The sequence below is a fragment of the Micromonospora sp. IBHARD003 genome (assembly GCF_056106285.1).
On the sequence record NZ_JBWBBX010000001.1, the window covers coordinates 5,088,669 to 5,108,166 of the forward strand.

General features: G+C 69.3%; 12 protein-coding genes and 1 riboswitch. Of the genes, 8 read left to right on the forward strand and 4 right to left on the reverse strand.

Going from position 1 to position 19,498, the window contains the following annotated elements; translation table 11 throughout:
- The first annotated feature begins 116 nt into the window (after positions 1–116).
- From ACTWOL_RS22705 to ACTWOL_RS22715, 3 genes are all read left to right on the forward strand, one after another.
- Positions 117–1,397: a PspC domain-containing protein gene (locus ACTWOL_RS22705; protein WP_474298578.1), complete on the forward strand. Its 1,281-nt coding sequence runs from the start codon at positions 117–119 to the stop codon at positions 1,395–1,397.
- Positions 1,394–2,089 (forward strand): LuxR C-terminal-related transcriptional regulator, encoded by a 696-nt coding sequence (locus ACTWOL_RS22710; protein ID WP_474298579.1) that lies wholly within the window; start codon positions 1,394–1,396, stop codon positions 2,087–2,089. Before ACTWOL_RS22705 ends, ACTWOL_RS22710 begins: the two co-directional genes overlap by 4 nt.
- A 94-nt stretch (positions 2,090–2,183) precedes the next feature.
- Positions 2,184–3,323 carry an alpha/beta hydrolase gene (locus tag ACTWOL_RS22715; RefSeq protein ID WP_474298580.1) on the forward strand — a complete coding sequence of 380 codons (1,140 nt, stop codon included), beginning with the start codon at positions 2,184–2,186 and terminating at the stop codon, positions 3,321–3,323.
- Between the two features lie 19 nt (positions 3,324–3,342).
- On the opposite strand, the gene ACTWOL_RS22720 is transcribed toward ACTWOL_RS22715, so the two are convergent.
- Positions 3,343–4,482 (reverse strand): C40 family peptidase, encoded by a 1,140-nt coding sequence (locus ACTWOL_RS22720; protein ID WP_474298581.1) that lies wholly within the window; start codon positions 4,480–4,482, stop codon positions 3,343–3,345.
- Positions 4,483–4,663: 181 nt separating this feature from the next.
- Between ACTWOL_RS22720 and ACTWOL_RS22725 the strand changes: the two genes are divergently transcribed.
- The 3 genes from ACTWOL_RS22725 (at position 4,664) to ACTWOL_RS22735 (ending at position 11,420) form a co-directional block, all read left to right on the forward strand.
- Positions 4,664–5,017, forward strand: a complete 354-nt coding sequence (locus tag ACTWOL_RS22725; protein WP_474298582.1) for a hypothetical protein — start codon at positions 4,664–4,666, stop codon at positions 5,015–5,017.
- 624 nt (positions 5,018–5,641) lie between these two features.
- The gene (locus ACTWOL_RS22730; protein WP_474298583.1) at positions 5,642–10,603 is read left to right on the forward strand and encodes a ricin-type beta-trefoil lectin domain protein; all 4,962 of its coding nucleotides are present in this window, start codon (positions 5,642–5,644) and stop codon (positions 10,601–10,603) included.
- A gap of 67 nt (positions 10,604–10,670) precedes the next feature.
- Positions 10,671–11,420 (forward strand): hypothetical protein, encoded by a 750-nt coding sequence (locus tag ACTWOL_RS22735; protein WP_474298584.1) that lies wholly within the window; start codon positions 10,671–10,673, stop codon positions 11,418–11,420.
- A 277-nt stretch (positions 11,421–11,697) separates the two neighbouring features.
- Here ACTWOL_RS22735 and ACTWOL_RS22740 read toward each other — a convergent pair whose 3' ends face one another.
- Positions 11,698–12,870, reverse strand: coding sequence for a C40 family peptidase (locus ACTWOL_RS22740; RefSeq protein ID WP_474298586.1), 1,173 nt, complete (start codon positions 12,868–12,870; stop codon positions 11,698–11,700).
- Positions 12,871–12,877: 7 nt separating this feature from the next.
- Positions 12,878–13,075, reverse strand: a riboswitch (cyclic di-AMP (ydaO/yuaA leader).
- Positions 13,076–13,295: 220 nt separating this feature from the next.
- Here ACTWOL_RS22740 and pcrA point away from each other — a divergent pair.
- On the forward strand, positions 13,296–15,791 hold the full coding sequence (gene pcrA, locus ACTWOL_RS22745; RefSeq protein WP_474298587.1) for a DNA helicase PcrA: 2,496 nt from the start codon (positions 13,296–13,298) through the stop codon (positions 15,789–15,791).
- 87 nt (positions 15,792–15,878) lie between these two features.
- Here pcrA and ACTWOL_RS22750 read toward each other — a convergent pair whose 3' ends face one another.
- Together ACTWOL_RS22750 and ACTWOL_RS22755 are read right to left on the reverse strand one after the other, a co-directional pair.
- Complete coding sequence (locus tag ACTWOL_RS22750; protein ID WP_474298589.1) at positions 15,879–17,489, reverse strand: M23 family metallopeptidase; 1,611 nt, start codon at positions 17,487–17,489, stop codon at positions 15,879–15,881.
- Positions 17,490–17,716: 227 nt separating this feature from the next.
- A complete protein-coding gene (locus ACTWOL_RS22755) occupies positions 17,717–18,559 on the reverse strand; it encodes an esterase/lipase family protein (RefSeq protein WP_474298590.1) in 843 nt (280 codons plus the stop codon).
- A 379-nt stretch (positions 18,560–18,938) separates the two neighbouring features.
- On the opposite strand from ACTWOL_RS22755, the gene ACTWOL_RS22760 reads away from it, so the two are divergent.
- On the forward strand, positions 18,939–19,352 hold the full coding sequence (locus ACTWOL_RS22760) for a cobalamin B12-binding domain-containing protein (protein ID WP_474301236.1): 414 nt from the start codon (positions 18,939–18,941) through the stop codon (positions 19,350–19,352).
- Positions 19,353–19,498: the final 146 nt, after the last annotated feature.

Below are 19,498 nucleotides of genomic sequence, written 5' to 3' on the forward strand. Positions count from 1 at the left end.
CCCTGATATTGCCCTTCCGGGGCCCACCCGGGGCCCACCCGGGACCCCGGGCATCAGGGTCGGCATCAGGGACGGCCCTGATGCCCCGGCGTGGACGTACGTGTGACGATCGGGGCATGCCAGCCGCAGCCGCCCGCCTGCCGGAGACCGAAGAGCCGCCCGTCCGCAAGCTGTACCGCAGCGCGGACGGGCGGTGGCTGGGCGGTGTGGCGCGCGGTCTCGCCGGCCATCTCGGGCTCCCCGTCATCTGGGTCCGGCTGGTCTTCCTCGGACTGTTCATGGCGGACGGGCTGGGCGCCCTGCTGTACGCGGTGTTCTGGATCGTCGTACCGCTCGGTGTCGGCGGCCGGTCCGCGGAGCCGAAGCCGGTCTTCGAGACCACACCCGACGGCGGACGGCGGCTGCGAAAGCCCGACAAGGGCCAGCTGTTCGCCCTGTTCGCCCTGCTGATCGGGGCCGCCGCCTTCGTCGGCAACGTCGACCTCGGCGGCCCCGCCAACCGCTACATCTGGCCGGTGCTGCTGATAGCCACCGGTGTCGTGCTGGTGTGGCGCCAGGCCGACAACGCCCGCCGGGCCCAGTGGACCGGCGACGGCCGGCGCCGCCGGCTGCTCCAGCTCGCGCGCGGATTCGCCGGCGTCGCCCTCGTCGGGATGGGCCTGACCGTCTTCGTCGTGGTCCGCGGCTCGGCCGCCCAGTTCGGCAACGTCATGACCGCGGCGATCGCCGTGATCGTCGGCATCGGTCTGCTCATGGGCCCGTGGCTGGTGCGGATGACCCAGGACCTGTCCGAGGAGCGCCTGATGCGCATCCGGGCCCAGGAACGGGCCGAGGTCGCCGCCCATGTGCACGACTCCGTCCTGCACACGCTCACCCTCATCCAGCGGAACGCGGACGACGCGGGCGAGGTGCGCAGGCTGGCCCGGGCTCAGGAGCGTGAGCTGCGGAACTGGCTGTACCGGCCGGAGGGCACGGGCAAGGAGGAGGACGAGGAGCCCACCACCTTGGCCGATGCGGTGAAGCGGGCCGCCGCCGAGGTCGAGGACAAGCACGGCGTACCGCTGGAGGTCGTGGTCGTCGGCGACTGCCCGCTCGACGAGAGGCTGGCGGCACAGATGCAGGCCGCGCGTGAGGCGATGGTCAACGCCGCGAAGTACGGTGGCGAGGGTGGTCCGGTCCAGGTGTACGCGGAGGTCGAGGGCCGTACGGTGTTCGTCTCGGTACGGGACCGGGGGCCCGGCTTCGACCCCGAGGCGGTTCCCGAGGACCGGATGGGCGTAAGAGAATCGATCATCGGGCGTATGCAGCGCAACGGCGGTACGGCGCGACTGCGCTCCGTGCCCGGTGGGGGCACCGAAGTGGAGCTCGAGATGGAGAGGGAGAGGGCGGACGGATGACCGAGCAGACCGACGGGGGCGAGCGGAGCCCCGGGCGTCGCGTACGGGTCGTGCTCGTCGACGACCACCGGATGTTCCGCGCGGGGGTGCAGGCCGAGATCGGCCGTACCGAGCAGACGGGCGTCGAGGTCGTCGGCGAGGCCGCGGATGTGGAGCAGGCGGTCACCGTGATCACGGCGACCCGCCCCGAGGTCGTGCTCCTCGACGTCCATCTCCCGGGCGGCGGAGGGGTCGAGGTGCTGCGCCGCTGCGCCGGGCTGATGGCCGGGGAGCATCCGGTGCGCTTTCTCGCCCTGTCGGTGTCGGACGCCGCGGAGGACGTGATCGGGGTGATCCGTGGCGGTGCGCGCGGCTATGTCACCAAGACGATCACCGGCGCCGACCTGGTCGACTCGGTCTTCCGGGTCCAGGACGGGGACGCGGTGTTCTCACCCCGGCTCGCCGGTTTCGTGCTGGACGCGTTCGCGTCGACGGACGCGCCACCGGTCGACGAGGACCTGGACCGGCTCACCCAGCGGGAGCGGGAGGTGCTGCGGCTGATCGCGCGCGGATACGCGTACAAGGAGATCGCCAAGCAGCTCTTCATCTCCGTGAAGACGGTGGAGTCCCATGTGTCCGCGGTGCTCAGGAAGCTGCAGCTGTCGAACCGTCACGAGCTGACGAGGTGGGCGACGGCACGCCGGCTCGTGTGACCCTGTGTGACGGGTGGTCCGGCGGATTCTGTTACGCAACCGCCGTAATGCGGACGGCAACCTCGCAGTTCCGCTTTCCCTCTGACCGATCGTGATGAGTCTGACCGGGACGCCCTTCCTCGTGGCCACGATCGCGCTGGCCGTGTTCGCCTTGCTGCTGCCCCTGGCACTGTGGAGCAGGGTGCGCGGACCCGCTCTGGTACGGGGGACCACCCGGCTTCTCATGCTCGGCTTCACACAGGTGACCGCACTGCTCGTGGTGTTCGTGGCCGTGAACAACAGCAATGGCTTCTACGCCAGCTGGGACGACCTTCTCGGCACCGGCACGCATGTGGTGTCCGCCGAGGATCTCGGACGGGACGGCCTGGGCGGCGTGCGGGCCGCCGATCTGCCGACCGCGAAGCAGAACTTCAAGCCCGTCGACGACCCCGACGTCGGACCGGGCGTGCTGAAGGCGGAGTTCGCCGGTCAGGTCTCGGGCGCCCGCGGTGAGGTGTTCGTCTGGCTGCCGCCGCAGTACCACGACCCCGCGTACCGCAAGACGAAGTTCCCCGTCGTGCAGCTGCTGCCGGGCTTCCCCGGTTCCACCCGCGCCTGGTTCACCGCGCTCCGGGTCCAGGAGCAACTGCAGCCCATGATGGAGCGAGGCGAGGTGGCTCCGTTCATCCTGGTCGTACCGCGCACCGCTCTGCTGCGGGACGTGGACACGGGCTGTGCGAACGTGCCGGGGAAGGTCAACGCGGACAGCTGGATCAGCGTCGACGTCCGCAAGGCGGTCATCGACAGTTTCCGCGCCTCGCAGCGCCCGGACGGCTGGGCCGTCGCCGGCTACTCCGCCGGTGCCCACTGCGCGGCCAAGCTCGCCGTCGCTCATCCCGACCGCTACCGCGCCGGGGTGAGCCTGTCCGGCTACAACGACCCGGCCGCCCAGCAGGCGTCCCTCGCGGCCGCCGACCCCGCGCTTCGCCGGGCCAACAACCCGCTCGCCATCCTGAAGTCCGCTCCCACGGCCCCGCGCACCTCCCTCTACATCTCGGGAGCGAGGGGCGACGGTTTCGAAGCGGGCCTCGCACTGCGCGCCGCGGCCAAGGCCCCGACCCACGTCACGGTGGTCGAGGTCAAGGGCGCCCACAACACCGCGTCCTGGAAGCGTCAGGTCCCGGATGTCTTCCGCTGGCTGACCAGCCGACTCTCCACCGGGGGAGCGCCGCGCGCACAGGCCGCGGAGAGCTGAGACCCACCGGGGCGGCGGCCTACGCCACCCGGGTCGCACCCGCGAACGGCATCTGGTCGATCGGCGCGACCCGTACCGGTGCGCCCGGCCGCGGGGCGTGGATCATCTCGCCGTTGCCGATGTAGAGGCCCACATGGGAGATCCCGGAGTAGAAGAAGACCAGGTCGCCGGGAGCGAGCTGGGAACGGGGGACACTGCGGCCGGCGTTGATCTGGGTGTACGTGGTCCGCGGCAGGGACACCCCGGCGGAGTGCCAGGCGGCCTGGGTGAGTCCCGAGCAGTCGTACGCCGACGGGCCGGTCGCGCCCCAGACGTACGGCTTGCCCAGCGCACCGTAGGCGTAGGCGACGGCCTGTGCGGCACGGGGGTTGGGGGCCGGGACGGGGGAGGTGCCGGGAACGCCGGTCCGGGCCGTGTCACGGGCCGCACGTCCCGGGAGCGTGCCGTCCTGACCCGCGTAGGCGGCCTGTTGCTCAGGGGTCATCCGGGCCAGCACTGACCGGGCCGCGGCGAGCTTTCCGCGTACCTCGGTACGGTGACGGGCCAACTGCGCCTGGCGTTCCGTCAGTTCCTCCAGCAGCCCGTCCGCCTCGGTGCGCAGCTGTGTCAGCTCCCGTGACTGCTTGCGGATTCCCGCCATGGTGGCGGCCTGCCGGGCCCCGGCCCGCTCGGTGAACTCGGCACCGGCCAGATATCCGTCGGGGTCGGCGCTCAGTGCGAGCTGAACGGCCGGGTCGAGGCCGCCCGCCCGGTACTGGGCGGTGGCGATCGCACCGAGTGCGTTGCGAGCGGTGTTGATCCGCTCGGTGCGCCGGGCGGCCTCGTCGCGTAATGCGTCGAGCGTCGCGCGGGCCCGGCCGGCCGCTTCCTTCGCGCCGTTGTACCGCTCGGTGGCCTCCTCCGCCTCCCGGTACAGCGTGTCGGCCTTCGTCTTCAGCTGCTCTGGCGTGGAACGGGGCTCGGCATGCCCGGCTCCTTCGAAGAGGGTGCTCGTCGCGGCACCGGCCAGCGCGAGGGTGAGAGCGGTGCGGGCGGCGGAGCCGCCGAATGTGCGCTGTCTGGGTCTGCGGTGCGCTGCCACGAGGGCCAGTCCTTCCGGTGTCCGGCAGGTCGTGCCGTACGGGTCCGGCGGCGGCCCGCCCAGGGGAAAGCGGCCCACCGCCGGATCCATCGGCGCGGCGGCCGACCGTGCCGACCGCATATGCGGACGTGCTGGGGAGTCGGTCACCTGGGGGAGGACGCTAGACCGGCCGGACACAGCGGCGGGACGTCATGACCGTTATTGGAGGAAGTCGGACCGCCTGGGTCGGTTTCCGACCGTAGAGCTAGGCTCCGGTGCCATGGACGTACTCATCAATGTCTTCGTCGCCCTGCACATCATCGGTATCGGGGCCCTGCTCGGAGGCTTCCTCACCCAGATGAAAGCCATAGGTGCGGGCACCGCGCGCTTCACTCCGGCGATGCTGCACGGTGCGCTGACGATGCTGGTCACGGGTGTGGCCCTGGTGGGGCTCAACCAGGCGGACGACCAGGCGGTGAACAACCTGAAGGTCGGCATCAAGCTGGCGCTGCTGGTGGTGATCCTCGCCCTGGTCTATGTGAAGCGGGACGAGGAGCAGGTGGACAAGGCGCTGTTCGGTGCGGTCGGCGGTCTGACGATCGCCAACATCTTCATCGCGACACTGTGGACCTGATGAGGGTGGCCCGGCCGACGGGCTGATCCGCATCGTCGTCTTCCGTCTTCCGTCTTCCGTCTTCCGTCTTCCGTCTTCCGTCTTCCGTCTTCCGTCTTCCGTCTTCCGTCCTGCGGGACGGCGACGGTGTGAGTATCGCTGCGATACGGCGATTTTCAGCCAACTTCTGGCCGAGTGTCATCGCCGTTCGCACTTCTTCTTCACAGCTGCCACACAGGTAACCCTCGGTATGAGCACGGTGTTTGCGTATCCGCTGCCGGGTGGGGCCCCACAAGTGGTGCCCCCGAGGGGTTCCGGACGTACAAGTCCCCCCTTGCCGCAGGGGGTTGATCTGCGTCTATGGTGATCGCCGCGTGCGCGTGTGAGGGACCTTCAACCACTCCGTCATGTCGCGCGCATGTCATTAGGCGGCCGGGGGGAACTGTGCCGCCACGGGGGAAGGACGGTTCGTCATGCCGCGATGCCGGCTTGCCGTGAACACGGCGAACGTTGTGAGCGCAGCCCTGGTCGCTGCTGTCTGCTGCCCCTGGTCCCGTATCGGGACGGCGGGCTGACCCGCGCATCTCCACCGCCTCTTCGGGCGGTCACCCCTGCCTGCACTCGTTCGCTACGAAGGATGCTGCTTTGCGCCTCAGACCGGGGTTGTTCAACCCCAGATCACGAACATTCACCACATTCACCACAGCCGTCACGTCCGTCACCGCTCTCGCCGTTCTCGGCGGGCTGGCCGTCCAGCCCGACGCCCTGAGCCGGATCGCGGGGCAGCGTATGGCCTCGGTGGGGGACGACTACGACTGGTACACGGACACCGCTGCCGAGCAGTTGCGGCAGGACCAGTGCCTGATGTCCGATGTGCTGCGGCTGGGCGGGCCCTCGATGGCAGCCACCGCGCAGAACGGTCTCGACCAGTCGCAGGACAAGCTGCACGAGCTGGCCAACCGGCAGCACTGGGAGGACACTCCGCTCGCTCAGGCGTACAAGAAGGACCGGGACGCCGCGGACAAGGAGCTGGACGCCCTCCACGCTCAGCGGGACACCTGGAAGAAGCCGCTGGACGGTCTTGAGACTCCCGCCGGCTTCACGGTGGCCGGGTTCCACTGGCCTCCCGGCTCGCCCGGTGACGGCCAGCAGGACTTCTACAGTCAGACCGGTCTGACCAAATGGGTCGCCGACCGGTTCTGGAAGAGCGAATCCGACTTCTACGAGGACCCCACGCCGAAGGCTGATGCGGCGACGGCCAAGGCCGTCAAGGACGTCGGCGCGCCGCTGTACGGCAAGGACCCGAGCGTGCAGCTGCCCGAGTGGGAGCGTCAGCGCGCCGAGCACAACGGGTATGAGCATCTGTCCGCCTGGTCGCTGGAGCCGATGGGTGCGGACAACGCCCGGCTCTTCCTCGCCTCCGGTGGCTTCCCGCGTACGGCGCCTCAGCCGGGCACGGCGGAGCACCGCATCGCGGTGGAGGACCTGAAGACCCGGTTCGCGTCGTGTGCGTGGCGTGATCCGATCGACCCGAACAAGGTCCGGGGCGATGTCTCCACGACGGCCGCGGCGGAGTGGCAGCAGGAGGTCGCGTCCCAGGCGACGCAGCGCAACCAGCTCCTGACCGCCAACAAGGACGCCACCACGTCCCTGGCCACCGGTGCGAAGGCGCTGGGTGATCTGCTGGGCCACTCCTGGATCGCCGACCGCCTGGCGCGCTGGCAGGACTACTGGTCCGCGGGCGGACTGGGCTGGATCGGCGACAGCTATGTGACGATCGAGGTGCCCGGCGCGAAGGGCAACTGCCTGGACGTCCAGGGTGGCGGCAAGGCCAACGGCACCGCGGTCCAGATCTACACGTGCAATGGCGGCGCCGCCCAGCAGTGGACGCTGGAAGGCAGCGAGGACAACCTCCACATCCGCAATGTCGGTTCGTTCAAGTGCCTTGATGTGGCGGGGAACGCGTCGGCGAACGGCACGAAGATCCAGATCTCGGACTGCTACGACTCCAAGGGGCAGTCGTGGAAGGGCGATGTCCGGGCGACCTCGCCGCTGAAGAGCGTCTCCACGGGCAAGTGCCTGGATCTGAGTGCGTTCACCAAGAGCACGGACGCGCGGCTGTGGGACTGCAAGGACGCGAGTGCGCAGAAGTTCCTGATCAAGCCGTCCGGTCACAAGGGCACGGACAGCCTGTCCTACCCGGACAAGGCGCAGTTCGACAAGGCGAAGAAGGGCATCACCGACACTCAGGCGGCGGCGAAGAAGCAGCTGGCGGCGCTGAAGACCCAGCTGGAGAACGCCAAGAAGTCGGGTACCGCGTCGGATGCTGCCGAGCAGGCCGCCTACGGGATCGCAGACGCGGCGGGTGCGCCGCGGGGACGTGGTCTGCTGGTCGGTCAGCAGAAGGCGCAGGTCACCAAAGGCATCGTCGCCGCGCTGACGGCGATGGTGAAGGCCGCTGAGACCGCGGAAGCCGCGACGAGGGCGTCTGCTGGTGACAGTGAGACCATCGCGCAGCGCGCCTTGGCGCAGGCCGCGCAGGTCAACGCGGAGTTCCGTAAGGAGGCCGCGCACAAGGCGGAGTTGCAGGCGAAGGCGGCGGCGGACGCGGCCAAGCTGCACCGGGACAACGCCAAGAAGGACAAGGAGACGGCGGAGGCCAAGCTCGCGGTCGCGCTGAAGGCCGAGGGTGACGCGAAGGCGGCCGCCGCTGACGCGCACGCCAAGCGGCTTGCGGCGGAGGCCGAGGAGAAGACGGCCAAGGCGGAGAAGGAGACCGCCGCGGCCAAGCAGGCCGAGGCCAACCAGCACAAGCAGAACGCCCAGGCCGAAGCAGTCAAGGCGCAGGAGGCCAAGGAGAGGGCGGAAGCCGCCGAGGCGACCGCTGTTCAACGGAAGAACGGCGCGGTCCAGGCGAGGGACAACGCGAAGGCCAAGCGGGACGACGCGTGGGATGCCGAGCAGAAGGCAGAGGCGGACCGCGCGAAGGCAGACGCCCTCGGTGCCTACGCCGACTCCCTGGACGCCGGCGATGAGGCGACCGCTGCTCGTGCGGCCGCCAACGAGGCGGACCGGCACGCGGACGACGCCGAGGCGGCTGCCGGGCGGGCCCGCGCCGACGCCAACGCCGCCACCGAGGCCGCGGCCGCGGCGGACGCCGCAGCAACCCGCGCCGAGGCGGCCGCCAAGCGGGCGCGTTCGAACGCGGACGCCGCGCAGGCCGCCAAGCTGAAGGCCGACGCCGCGGTGAAGACCGCGACCAGCGCCGTGGCCGATGCCATCAAGGCATCCGAGCACGCTTCCGGCGAGGCCAAGACCGCGGTCAAGCTGGCCGGCGAGGCCGCGCATCTGGCGAAGACCGCCAAGAGCGAAGCGGACGCGGCGAACCGGGAGGCCGTCAAGGCCGTAGTCGCTTCGGCGAAGGCCGCGGGCTTCGCCCATGTCACCGCGCAAGCCGCGGTCGACGCGGGCAACGCCGCAGCCCAGGTCGCCAAGCCCGCCAACGACGCGATCCAGCTCGGCTCCCCGTACGTCACCACCGACGCGGCCGCGAGCCTGGTCGTGCTGACCGGCCAGGCATCGAAGTCGATCGCCGACCAGCAGAAGGCCGTCGCCGACGCCCACGCCAAGAACGCGCAGGCCGAGGCTCAAGCGGCCAAGAACCTCGCCGACCAGGCCACCGGCGACGCGAAGATCGCGTACCAGTACGCGGCCAACGCCGCCGCACACGCCGCCAATGCCCGCACCTACTCCAAGGAGGCCCTGGGTTACGCGGCCGACGCCGCGGCAGCAGCCTCGAAGGCCGCTCAGTCCCTGGCCCGCACCGTCGAGTACGACCGCCAGGCCACCGCGGACGCAGCCGCGGCCGACCAGGCAGCCGGACGTGCCGAGGGCTACGCCAAGGACGCCCGTGCTTCGGCCGATCAGGCCGCGCTCGACGCCCAGGCAGCACGCGAGGCCGCAGCGGCGGCCGAGCAGTCGGCCAAGGAGGCCCGCGCCGCCGCCGACCGCGCCGACGCCGCAGCCACCGAAGCCGAACAGGCCGCCAAGGACGCCGAACGGTACGCCAGGGAAGCACAGGAAGCCGCCGACCGGGCTGAAAGGGCCAAGAAGGGCGAGGGCATCGATGCCGGCACCGTCGTCGACAAGGACGGCTCCATCGGCAGGGTGTTCTACAAGGTCGACCGCTACGAGCAGATCGGCGAACCCAAGACCCTGACGAAGACAGACGCCTGCGACGCGTGGTACACCCCGCTCGTCTACACCGGCGGCTGCACGATGAAGGTCGAGTTCCGTTTCAAGGCCTACCTCAGCCTCTACATGTGCGACGCGGTCGACATCGACCCCATGAAGCTCATGTGCCCCGCCGGTGCGACCACCTACCTCGGCCCGCACGTTGCCGAAGTGACCCGCGAGGTCGAGCACACCATCACGATGGCCGAGTTCCAAAAGGGCATCGACCCTGTGGACGTCATTTTCGGCAGCTGGATCAAGTGCTTCCAGAAGATCGTCCCCGGCGGTGCCGGCGGAGACGGCGGCCAATGCGGCTGGGTGGTCTTCGACGTCGCATCACTATTCGCGGGCAAGATCCTCAGGCCCATCGCTGACGCCATCAAGGCAGCCGAAGCCGCGATGCGATTCGGGGTCGGCTTCGCGGACGCTTTCAAGGCCCTGCGGGCGCTCAACCTGAATCCCGCGACCCTCGCCAGGATCGAAAAGAGGGCTGCTGCCTACGAGGGTGCCCTCACCGCCTGCACCCGCAACAGTTTTCCCGGCACGACCAAGGTGCTGATGGGAGACGGCTCACACCGGCCCATCAGCGAGGTCGGCGTGGGCGACATGGTCACGTCCACCGATCCGGCCTCCGGGACGCTGCGGTCCCGGATGGTCACCGACACTTTCCGGCACAACACGGAACGGCTGGTGGACATCACCATCAGCGGCGGTAGTTCACTGAGCAGCACCGCAGGTCACAAGTTCTACGTGGTGAACCGCGGGTGGACGCTGGTCTCCGACCTACGCGTCGGCGACTCCCTGCGCACTCCGGACGGTTCCGTGCGCGAGGTAACGGCCCTGCACGACCGGACGGGTCTCGCTCCGCGCACGGTCTACGACTTCACCGTAGGAGACCTGCACACCTTCTTCGTGCGTACCTCAGGCCGGCAGCAAAGTGACATCCTCGTCCACAACTGCAGTACGCTATGGGTTCCATTCCGTGAGGGCGTCGACCACGGCTACCAGGGAACTCTTCCGGCAAGTGCGGGAATTGAGGCAGGGGCACGTCTCAAGCAGGGCGAGTACACTTACATCGTTCGTCAAGATGGCTCCCTGCGTGCCATGAAAAACGAAGACATGTGGGCTCTCAATCCGGACGCCGGGCACACATCGCTCGGCGACGGTAAAGGGGTGCTGATGGCCGGCACCTTTAAAGTCAACGCACACGGTGTGATCTCCCAAATCGACAATTTCTCCGGTCACTACCAACCGGCAAATGTCGCGGGGAAATCCTCATTGGTGGACATCACGCGCGGCGCCTTCCAGCGGCACGGCTGGAACTTCAGTGACGAGGTATGGGAGTACTGGACTCCACCACGTGACAGGCCGTAGCCGCATTTAGCCTACTGGGGGCGGCCTCCTTGAGTTCGCCCCCAGAAGGTGAAGAACACCCCGAATCATGGCGGAGGCGATGGACGTTTCAACCCACCCGGACCCCAACGTGCTCCTCGCACGGCTCATGCAAATACAGGAGAACACTCCTCCGCAGGACGCCGAAACTTCGGCGGGAGAATTTTCTGCGGTTTCCATGGGGAAGGACTTTCTCTCCCAACTCGCGCAGCGGGTGGGTATGCGGAGCCAGGACATCCGTCTCGTGGCGGGAGTCCCTGTCTCCGATGCCACGCGATTCGATGAGGAAGCCAGCGGCGAGCTCCCCGGTCTGGTGCGGCGTGCGCTCTCTTTGTCTTCGTCCGACAGGCAGCAGCTGCGTAGCTTTGCGCGGTCACTGCCTGAGCTTCCGAGAACGGCTCCAATGAAGGAGCGGAAACCTTACGAGCAGTACCCCCCGGGTCTCGGATCTCTCCTCGTGGGGATGCTCGAACTCCGCAACCTGGGATGGTCTTCGGCGGCCAAGGTGATGTACCTGATGTCCGGCGTGTACCTGTCGCCGGCCACGATCGGAGCGATCGGGCGAGGCACAAGAGAACTTGACGCGGATCTCCTCAATGGATTTTCAGCCGTACTCGGCATCCCGGTCGAGACCCTGGAAGTCTTGACAGGTGTACGTGGGAAGGCAATGAGCAACAGGCATTCGACGAAAGTTGCTGAAACGTCCTCGCTGTTGTGGGACGTCCGTAACCTGACAGCGGCTCAGGTGCGAGATGTGTCAGATTTGGTGAACGCTCCCGAGAAGGGCGACCTGGGATAGGTCGGACGTCGACGCTGTCACTGCCGAGACGGCAAGGAGGTCGTGTCAGTCGATCCCGAGGCCGAGAAGCGTCTGCGTGGGGGTGCCGGGGGCCGCCTGGACCGAGGTGCCGACCGGCGATCCGATCGCCTGCCTGCGAGCTGCTCTGAACAAGGAGCGACTCGCCGCCTCGGTGACGTCGAAACCCCGCCAGGCAGTCCCTGGCGGGGTTTCTTCGTGCGGCTCACGCGGTCGGCCCTGCTGCTCGGCCCGGGCCCTGCCTCCGCAGGGCTCACGCTCAGGCCGGTCGGACGCTGCCGTAGATCGGCATGTAGTAGATCGACTCCTCGCGGACGTTCGCCCCCGGCTTGGGGGCGTGGATCATCTGGCCGTTGCCGATGTAGATGCCGACGTGGCTGATGTCGTCGTAGAAGAAGACGAGGTCCCCGGGGACGAGGTCCTTCGTCGCGACGCGCTGTCCGACCTCGACCTGGTCCCAGGTGGTGCGGGGCAGATCGACGCCGGCGGCCTTCCAGGCCGACTGGGTCAGGCCGGAGCAGTCGTAGGAGCTCGGACCGGCCGCGCCCCAGACATACGGCTTGCCGATCTGGGCGCGGGCGAAGGCCAGCACCTTTTCGGCCTTGGCGGCGTACGTGCCGGCGGAGGTGCCGGTGGAGGCACCGGCACCCGTGCTGGTGCCGGAGCCCGCGCTCTGCTCCTGCTGCGCCTGGCGCTGGGCCTCCGCCCGGGCTTTCGCCTCGGCCTCGGCCTTGGCCCGGGCTTCCGCCTCGGCCTTCGCCTCCGCCTTGCGGCGGGCCTCCTCCTCGCGCTGGCGCTCCAGCTCCGCGAGCCGCGCCTTCTCCTCCGCCGTCAGCTTCGACAGCAGCGTCCGGGCCTCGGCGAGCTTCCGCTGGACCGTCTCCTTGGTGCTGCGCAGCGACTCCTGCGAAGCGTTGAGCTTCTCGAGGCTCTGCGTCGCCTCCTTGCGCTGCTTCGCCGCCGAGGCCTGCTGCTCCTCGAAGTCGGTGACGGCCTCGCGCTGGTCGTCGGAGAGCCGGTCCATCAGCCGCGTCTGGTCGAAGTAGTCCTGCGGGCTGTCTGCGAAGAGCAGCGCGGCGGTCGGCGTGACCGCACCCGTGCGGTACTGGGCCGCGGCGTACGAACCGAGTTCGCGGCGGGCCTCGTTCAGGGACTCCGTGCGCTTGGCGGCGTTGTCGAGCATCTCGCCGACCTCGCGGCGCTGCTCCGCGGTCTCCTCTTTGGCCCGGTTGTACTGCTGGGTCGCGGTGCCTGCCTGGCGGTAGAGGTCGTCGACCTTCTTCTGTACCTCGTCGATGCTCGGTCTCGGCTCGGCCTGGGCGCTCTGACCCGAGAGCAGGGTCACGCCTGCGAGTGCTGCCGTCGTGAACCCGACGGCCGGGTTTTTCGTACGAGTACCCGTACGGGCACGCGCCTTGCGATGCGACGCCAAGGCCGACATCTCCTTCCGTGGACCGCCTACCGGGTTAGCTGTCGGGTTCGGACGGAACGGAAGGCTGTCCTACGAGCCGAGTTGAGCGCGGCCCGATTCACCCCGGTGGTGCTGGGCCCCTCTTGTGCCGGCGCGGCGACAGGAAGGGTTGGGTCCCCGGTTCCTAACTTCCTTGCGGAATGGGTGGATTCGGCGTGAGCTGCCCGATTGGCGTAGGTCGCCGTTGGGGGAACGGGCTGCCTGGGCGAGCACGCTAGCCAAAGTGTGGCGCTGCTGTGAAGGCCGGTGGGCTATATGTCCGATACATTTCCGTTACCTTGGCGTGTCGTGGCCGCAACTTCACAGACGGTGACGGGTGGGGAATGGCGCGATTGCCGTGAAGGCGGCGGCGGGCTGTCGGTGCGGCGGCCTAGACTCATAGAGCGATGAGCAGCCTCTTTGACGACAGCTTCCTGGCGGGACTCCAGCGCTCCACGGCGCAGCAGGAGCCCCCGCCGCCGGAGCACGACGAGCCCGAAGCGCCCGACGAGTACGGACCTCCCGAGGACGTCCCGCACGACCTCTTCGAGGGGCGGTTCGACGTGCCCCCGGCCAGGGACGCGTACTACCGTGACGGCGCCCCCCGCCCGGCCGTGGACCCGGCCGCGCTGCTCGAGGGGCTGAACGAGCAGCAGGGCGCCGCCGTCGTGCACACGGGCTCGCCCCTGCTCATCGTGGCCGGTGCCGGCTCCGGCAAGACCCGGGTGCTGACCCACCGGATCGCCCATCTGCTGGCGACCCGCAATGTCCACCCGGGGCAGATACTGGCCATCACCTTCACCAACAAGGCCGCGGGCGAGATGAAGGAGCGCGTCGAGCAGCTCGTCGGCCCGCGCGCCAACGCCATGTGGGTCTCCACCTTCCACAGCGCCTGCGTCCGCATCCTGCGCCGCGAGAGCAAGAAGCTCGGCTTCACCTCGTCGTTCTCGATCTACGACGCGGCCGACTCCAAGCGGCTGATGGCGCTGGTCTGCCGTGATCTCGACCTCGACCCGAAGAAGTTCCCGCCGAAGTCGTTCAGCGCCAAGATCTCGAACCTGAAGAACGAGCTGATCGACGAGGAGACCTTCGCCGACGAAGCGGCCGGCGGAGGCTCTGGAGGAGGTTTTGAGAAGACGCTGGCAGAGGCGTACCGGATGTACCAGGCGCGGTTGCGCGAGGCCAACGCCCTGGACTTCGACGACATCATCATGACCACCGTCCATCTGCTCCAGGCGTTCCCGGACGTCGCCGAGCACTACCGGCGCCGGTTCCGGCACGTCCTGGTGGACGAGTACCAGGACACCAACCACGCCCAGTACACCCTGGTGCGCGAGCTGGTCGGCGAGGGGTACGAGGACCTGCCCGCGGCCGAGCTGTGCGTCGTCGGTGACGCCGACCAGTCGATCTACGCCTTCCGCGGTGCCACGATCCGCAACATCCTCCAGTTCGAGGAGGACTACCCGGACGCGACCACGATCCTCCTCGAGCAGAACTACCGCTCGACGCAGACGATCCTCTCCGCCGCCAACGCCGTCATCGAGCGCAACGAGAGCCGCCGCCCCAAGAACCTCTGGACGAACGCGGGCGCGGGTGCCCAGATCACCGGCTACGTCGCCGACACCGAGCACGACGAGGCGCAGTTCGTCGCCGACGAGATCGACCGGCTGACGGACGCCGGCCAGGCCAAGGCCGGCGACGTCGCGGTCTTCTACCGGACCAACGCCCAGTCCCGCGTCTTCGAAGAGATCTTCATCCGTGTCGGCCTGGCCTACAAGGTCGTCGGCGGAGTGCGCTTCTACGAGCGCAAGGAGGTCCGGGACGTCCTCGCCTATCTGCGGGTTCTGGCCAATCCCGAGGACAACGTCCCGCTGCGCCGCATCCTCAATGTGCCCAAGCGCGGCATCGGGGACCGCGCGGAAGCGATGATCGACGCGCTCGCCCTGCGCGAGAAGATCACCTTCCCCCAGGCGCTGCGGCGCGTGGACGAGGCGTACGGCATGGCGGCCCGGTCCGCCAACGCCGTCAAGCGCTTCAACACGCTGATGGAGGAGCTGCGTACGATCGTCGAGTCGGGCGCCGGCCCGGCGACGGTCCTCGAGGCCGTGCTGGAGCGGACCGGCTATCTGGCCGAGCTCCAGGCGTCGACCGACCCGCAGGACGAGACCCGCATCGAGAACCTGCAGGAACTGGCCGCCGTGGCCCTGGAGTTCGAGCAGGAGCGCGGGGAGGCCGGCGGGCCGGGAGCGGCTGGCTCCGGCACGCTCGCCGAGTTCCTGGAGCAGGTCGCGCTCGTCGCCGACTCCGACCAGATCCCGGACGAGGACACGGAGGGCAGCGGTGTCATCACGCTCATGACCCTCCACACCGCCAAGGGCTTGGAGTTCCCGGTGGTGTTCCTCACGGGCATGGAGGACGGCGTCTTCCCGCATATGAGGGCGCTCGGGCAGACCAAGGAGCTGGAGGAGGAGCGGCGGCTGGCGTACGTGGGCATCACACGCGCCCGCGAGCGGCTCTATCTGACCCGCTCGTCGATGCGCAATGCCTGGGGCCAGCCCGCGTACAACCCTCCGTCGCGGTTCCTGGAGGAGATCCCCGACGCGCATGTGGAGTGGAAGCGGACGGGACCGATGGCGGCGCCGGCCGGACCGACGGCGGGGATCACCTCCTCGCTCTCGTCGTCGCGGTCGCGTTCCGGCCCTTCGGGCTTCGCCACCCGCAGGGCGGCCGACAAGCCGGTGATCGCGCTCGCGGTCGGCGACCGGGTGACGCACGACCAGTTCGGGCTCGGGACCGTGATGGCGGTGACGGGATCGGGCGCGGACGCCCAGGCGACGATCGACTTCGGGGACGCCAAGCCCAAGCGGCTGCTGTTGCGGTACGCCCCGGTCGAGAAGCTGTAGCGGGGAGGACGGTGGGGCGGGGAGGTCCGGGCGGGTTCTCGGACCCGGCCCCGCCGAAGCCTTCGCGCCGGCGGGGCGTGGGGTGCGTTACGAAGGGTCGAGTCCGTGGCCGCGCAGCCACGGGAGCGGGTCGATCGCGGAACCGCCGGGCCTTACCTCGAAGTGCAGATGCGGTCCGGTGGAATTGCCCGAGTTGCCGGAATAGGCGATGACCTGACCGGCTTTGACCGAGCCGGACCGGATCTTGGTGCTGCTGAGATGGCAGTACCAGGTCTCCGTGCCGTCGGCCGCTGTGACGATGGCCATGTTGCCGTAGGCGTTGTTCCACTGGGTGCGCACCGTGCCGTCGGTGGCGGCCATGACCGGCGTCCCGTAAGAGACGGGGAAGTCGATGCCGGTGTGCATGGACATCCAGTTGACACCGGCCTGGCCGAATCGGGCGCTCAGTCCTTGCTGGCTGACGGGGAGGGCGAACTTGGGGCGCAGTGCCTCGCGGCGAGCGGCCTCCGCTTCGCGCTTCTTGCGCTCCGTCTCCTGGCGCACCTTGAGGTCGATGCGCTCCTGGGTGCGGTTCGCGCGGTCACCGAAGTCACGGGCGTCGGCGCTCAGCGCGGCAAGCTGGGTGTCCAGCTTGTTGTTGGCCGCGACGGGCTTCACCGAGGCCGGGTCGGCGGCCGTGGCCGTGGTCTTGTCGCCGTTCTCGTTGCCCCCGGCGAGCCCGCCCACCGAGGCGGCCGCGACTCCGGCGACTCCCATGACACAGACCGAGGGCACGGCGACGGTGAGCAGGGCGGAACGCTTGGCCGGAGTGCGGCGGCGGCCGCGGGTGCCGCCGGAGCGGCGCACGGGGCCGGTGACGGCCGGGGTGGTCATGGTGGTGGCCGCGGCGACGAGTTCGGTCTCGTCGTAGCCTTCGAAGTCGTGCCCGGCCAGGTCGTCACGGTTCGCGTCGTGGCCGTACGGGTCGTCGCCCTGCGGGTCGTGATCCTCCGGATCGTGGACCTCGGAGCCGTACGCCTCGGGGATCTGCCCCTGGGTGTCGTAGTCCTGGACGCCGTAGCCCTCGCCGAGGTGTTCCTCAGTGCCGAATTCGGTCTCCGGGAGCCCGGACTCCGCCGTGTGCACGGTCCCGAGGGGGTCGGCGTGCTCCGGCGCGGCATCGAACTCGGCCTGGGGGGAGAACTGTTCCGGCACGGACGCCTGCTCGGCGTAGTAGCCGCCGTACTCGGTGTGCTGCGGGTAGCCGGTGTGTGCCGCGTACTCGCCGTGAACGCCGTGCTCGGTGGCGTAGGGCATCTGGTAGGCGTCGGCGGCCTGTTCGGCGGTGGTGCCGGAGTCCGGATTCCAGGCAGTTGCGTCGTATGCGCCGGTTTCGTACGACGTGGTGCCGTATCCGCCCGCCGCGGGCCACTGCCCTGTGGCGTCGTAGCCGAAGGTGGCCGCGGCCGTCTCGAACTGCCCTGTCTGGTTCCAGGCGTTGGCGTCCCACTGGCCGGTGGCGTCGTACTGCTGCTGGTGCCCCTGCGTGGCGTACGCGTCGTAACCCGTCGCCGCCGACTGCCACTGCGTCGCGTCGTACTGTCCGCTCTGCCCGGGGTCGTAGGCATAGCCCCCCGGGAGGGCGCCGAAAAGCGGGTCGGTGTCGAAGCTGCCGGTGGCGTAAGGGTCGTACCCGGCGTCAGGGTGCTGGTCGTTCACCAACTTCTCTCTCGCCTCGGCAGCAGGACCAGGATCTCGGGTCACCCTCGATGGGGGGCCCGAGGAACGCAGTGGGCGCGACTGTACCCGGCGGTATGCGACGCCGACAATCTTCCGCTGGTTTTGGGTAGGCGGGAAACGGGCATTCGGCCGCCTTTCGGTGAGGTCAAGGAAGAGCCTTGGCCTTACGTTCGATGATTGTTCGAAGTTCGTTGAGGTGGTGGGGCTCAGGCGACGGACACTGCTCCGGTCGCCCCCTGCTCCGTCTCCGAGGAGTCGAGTGCTTCCCGGATGCTCGAGGCGACGGCGGGGTGCACGGGCAGGGCGAGATGGCCGATGCCGCTCACGCGGACGTTGTGCACCAGCAGATCCGGATGATCGAGGCGGGCCGTCTCGAGCGGCACCATCAGCTGGTCGAGGTCGCTCCAGAAGCTGACGAAGCGCGTCCGGCACCCGGGGGCGGGCAGCCGCAGCTCCTCCAGTACGTCCGAGCCCGGACGCATCTGGCGCACGAGGGGGTGGGCGCTCGCGAGGGGGGCGACGCGGGTGCCCGCGTGCGGGGTGCCGAGGGTGACCAGGGTGCGGACCCGGCGGTCACCGCCGAGCCGCTGGACGTAGTAGCGGGCGATCAGACCGCCGAGGCTGTGTCCGACGATGTCGACCTCGGGCCGGCCGGTGCGGGCGCAGATCTCCTCGACGTGGCGGCCCAGCAGCTCGGCCGCGGTCCGTATGTCACAGGTCAGCGGTGAGTAGTTCAGCGACTCGACGGGACGCCGTCCGTCCCGGGCGAGGTAGCGGCGCAGGAGGACGAACACGGAGCGGTTGTCGATGAAGCCGTGCAGCAGGACGACGGGGGCGAGAGGCTGGGCCGGTGCCGGCAGGGTCCGCGGGCCCGGGGACTCGGGGGCGTCGGGACAGTCCGGTGTCACCGGCCCCGGGCGGCCCGGACGCTCCTGGCTCATCCCCGACGGGTACAGCAGCAGATGACCGGCGAGGATCACCAGCTCCAGGGCTGTGGCTCGCAGCAGCGCGAGGGGCAGTTGTACCCGCAAGAGCGGCAGCATCCCCATGGCCGACCTCCCGAATGGCGCACGGGTCGACGGCTCCGTCCCCCGTATGCCCTCACGGGGCTGCCGACGGGCCGCACCGCCGTGCACGCTGTCGGCGCGGCACGGCGGTGCGGCAATCGTCCGGCGGCTCCCCTTGCGCTTGTCCCGTCCCTGCCGCGGCTCACCTGCCCGGCGGCTCGGTCACGAAGTCCGTGTGCCGCCCGGTGCGGGTACGGGTACGGCGCGTGGCGAATGTGTCCCACGTGTGATTTCCCCCTCGCTGTCCACCGTGAAACGAGCGCTTGCGGGATGCTGTAGATAACGTTCGTTCACCTCCCCGGGTCCCTGCGGCGCGGGGGGCGTGCCAATGACGGCGCAGCGTCGGTATGTGGAGGCAGTGATGGGTGTGACCGGTCCGATCCGCGTGGTGGTGGCCAAGCCGGGTCTCGACGGCCACGATCGCGGCGCGAAGGTGATCGCGCGGGCGCTGCGTGACGCCGGCATGGAGGTCATCTACACCGGGCTCCACCAGACCCCGGAGCAGATCGTGGACACCGCCATCCAGGAGGACGCCGACGCGATCGGCCTGTCCATCCTCTCCGGTGCCCACAACACGCTCTTCGCCAAGGTGCTCGAGCTGCTGAAGGAGCGCGACGCGGAGGACATCAAGGTCTTCGGCGGCGGCATCATCCCCGAAGAGGACATCCCGCCGCTCAAGGAGAAGGGCGTCGCCGCGATCTTCACCCCGGGCGCCACGACGACCTCCATCGTCGACTGGGTCAACGCGAACGTCCGGCACCACGCCGACGCCTGATCCGGCAGGACCGTATCCACGACGCCGGGACACCCCCGCTCACGCCTTCCGTGAGGGGCGAGCGGGTGCTCGTCGCGCGTGCGGTCTGCGGCGGTCGCCGGGCGGTGCCCGATCGCCCCCCCGGCGCCGGTTCTCCCGTCCGTTCG

Excerpts from the sequence above, each read along its gene's own strand:
- ACTWOL_RS22705 (WP_474298578.1), top strand. The coding sequence starts at position 117 with ATGCCAGCCGCAGCCGCCCGCCTGCCGGAGACCGAAGAGCCGCCCGTC.
- ACTWOL_RS22710 (WP_474298579.1), top strand. The coding sequence starts at position 1,394 with ATGACCGAGCAGACCGACGGGGGCGAGCGGAGCCCCGGGCGTCGCGTA.
- ACTWOL_RS22715 (WP_474298580.1), top strand. The coding sequence starts at position 2,184 with ATGAGTCTGACCGGGACGCCCTTCCTCGTGGCCACGATCGCGCTGGCC.
- ACTWOL_RS22725 (WP_474298582.1), top strand. The coding sequence starts at position 4,664 with ATGGACGTACTCATCAATGTCTTCGTCGCCCTGCACATCATCGGTATC.
- ACTWOL_RS22735 (WP_474298584.1), top strand. The coding sequence starts at position 10,671 with ATGGCGGAGGCGATGGACGTTTCAACCCACCCGGACCCCAACGTGCTC.
- pcrA (WP_474298587.1), top strand. The coding sequence starts at position 13,296 with ATGAGCAGCCTCTTTGACGACAGCTTCCTGGCGGGACTCCAGCGCTCC.
- ACTWOL_RS22755 (WP_474298590.1), bottom strand. The coding sequence starts at position 18,559 with ATGGGGATGCTGCCGCTCTTGCGGGTACAACTGCCCCTCGCGCTGCTG.
- ACTWOL_RS22760 (WP_474301236.1), top strand. The coding sequence starts at position 18,939 with ATGGGTGTGACCGGTCCGATCCGCGTGGTGGTGGCCAAGCCGGGTCTC.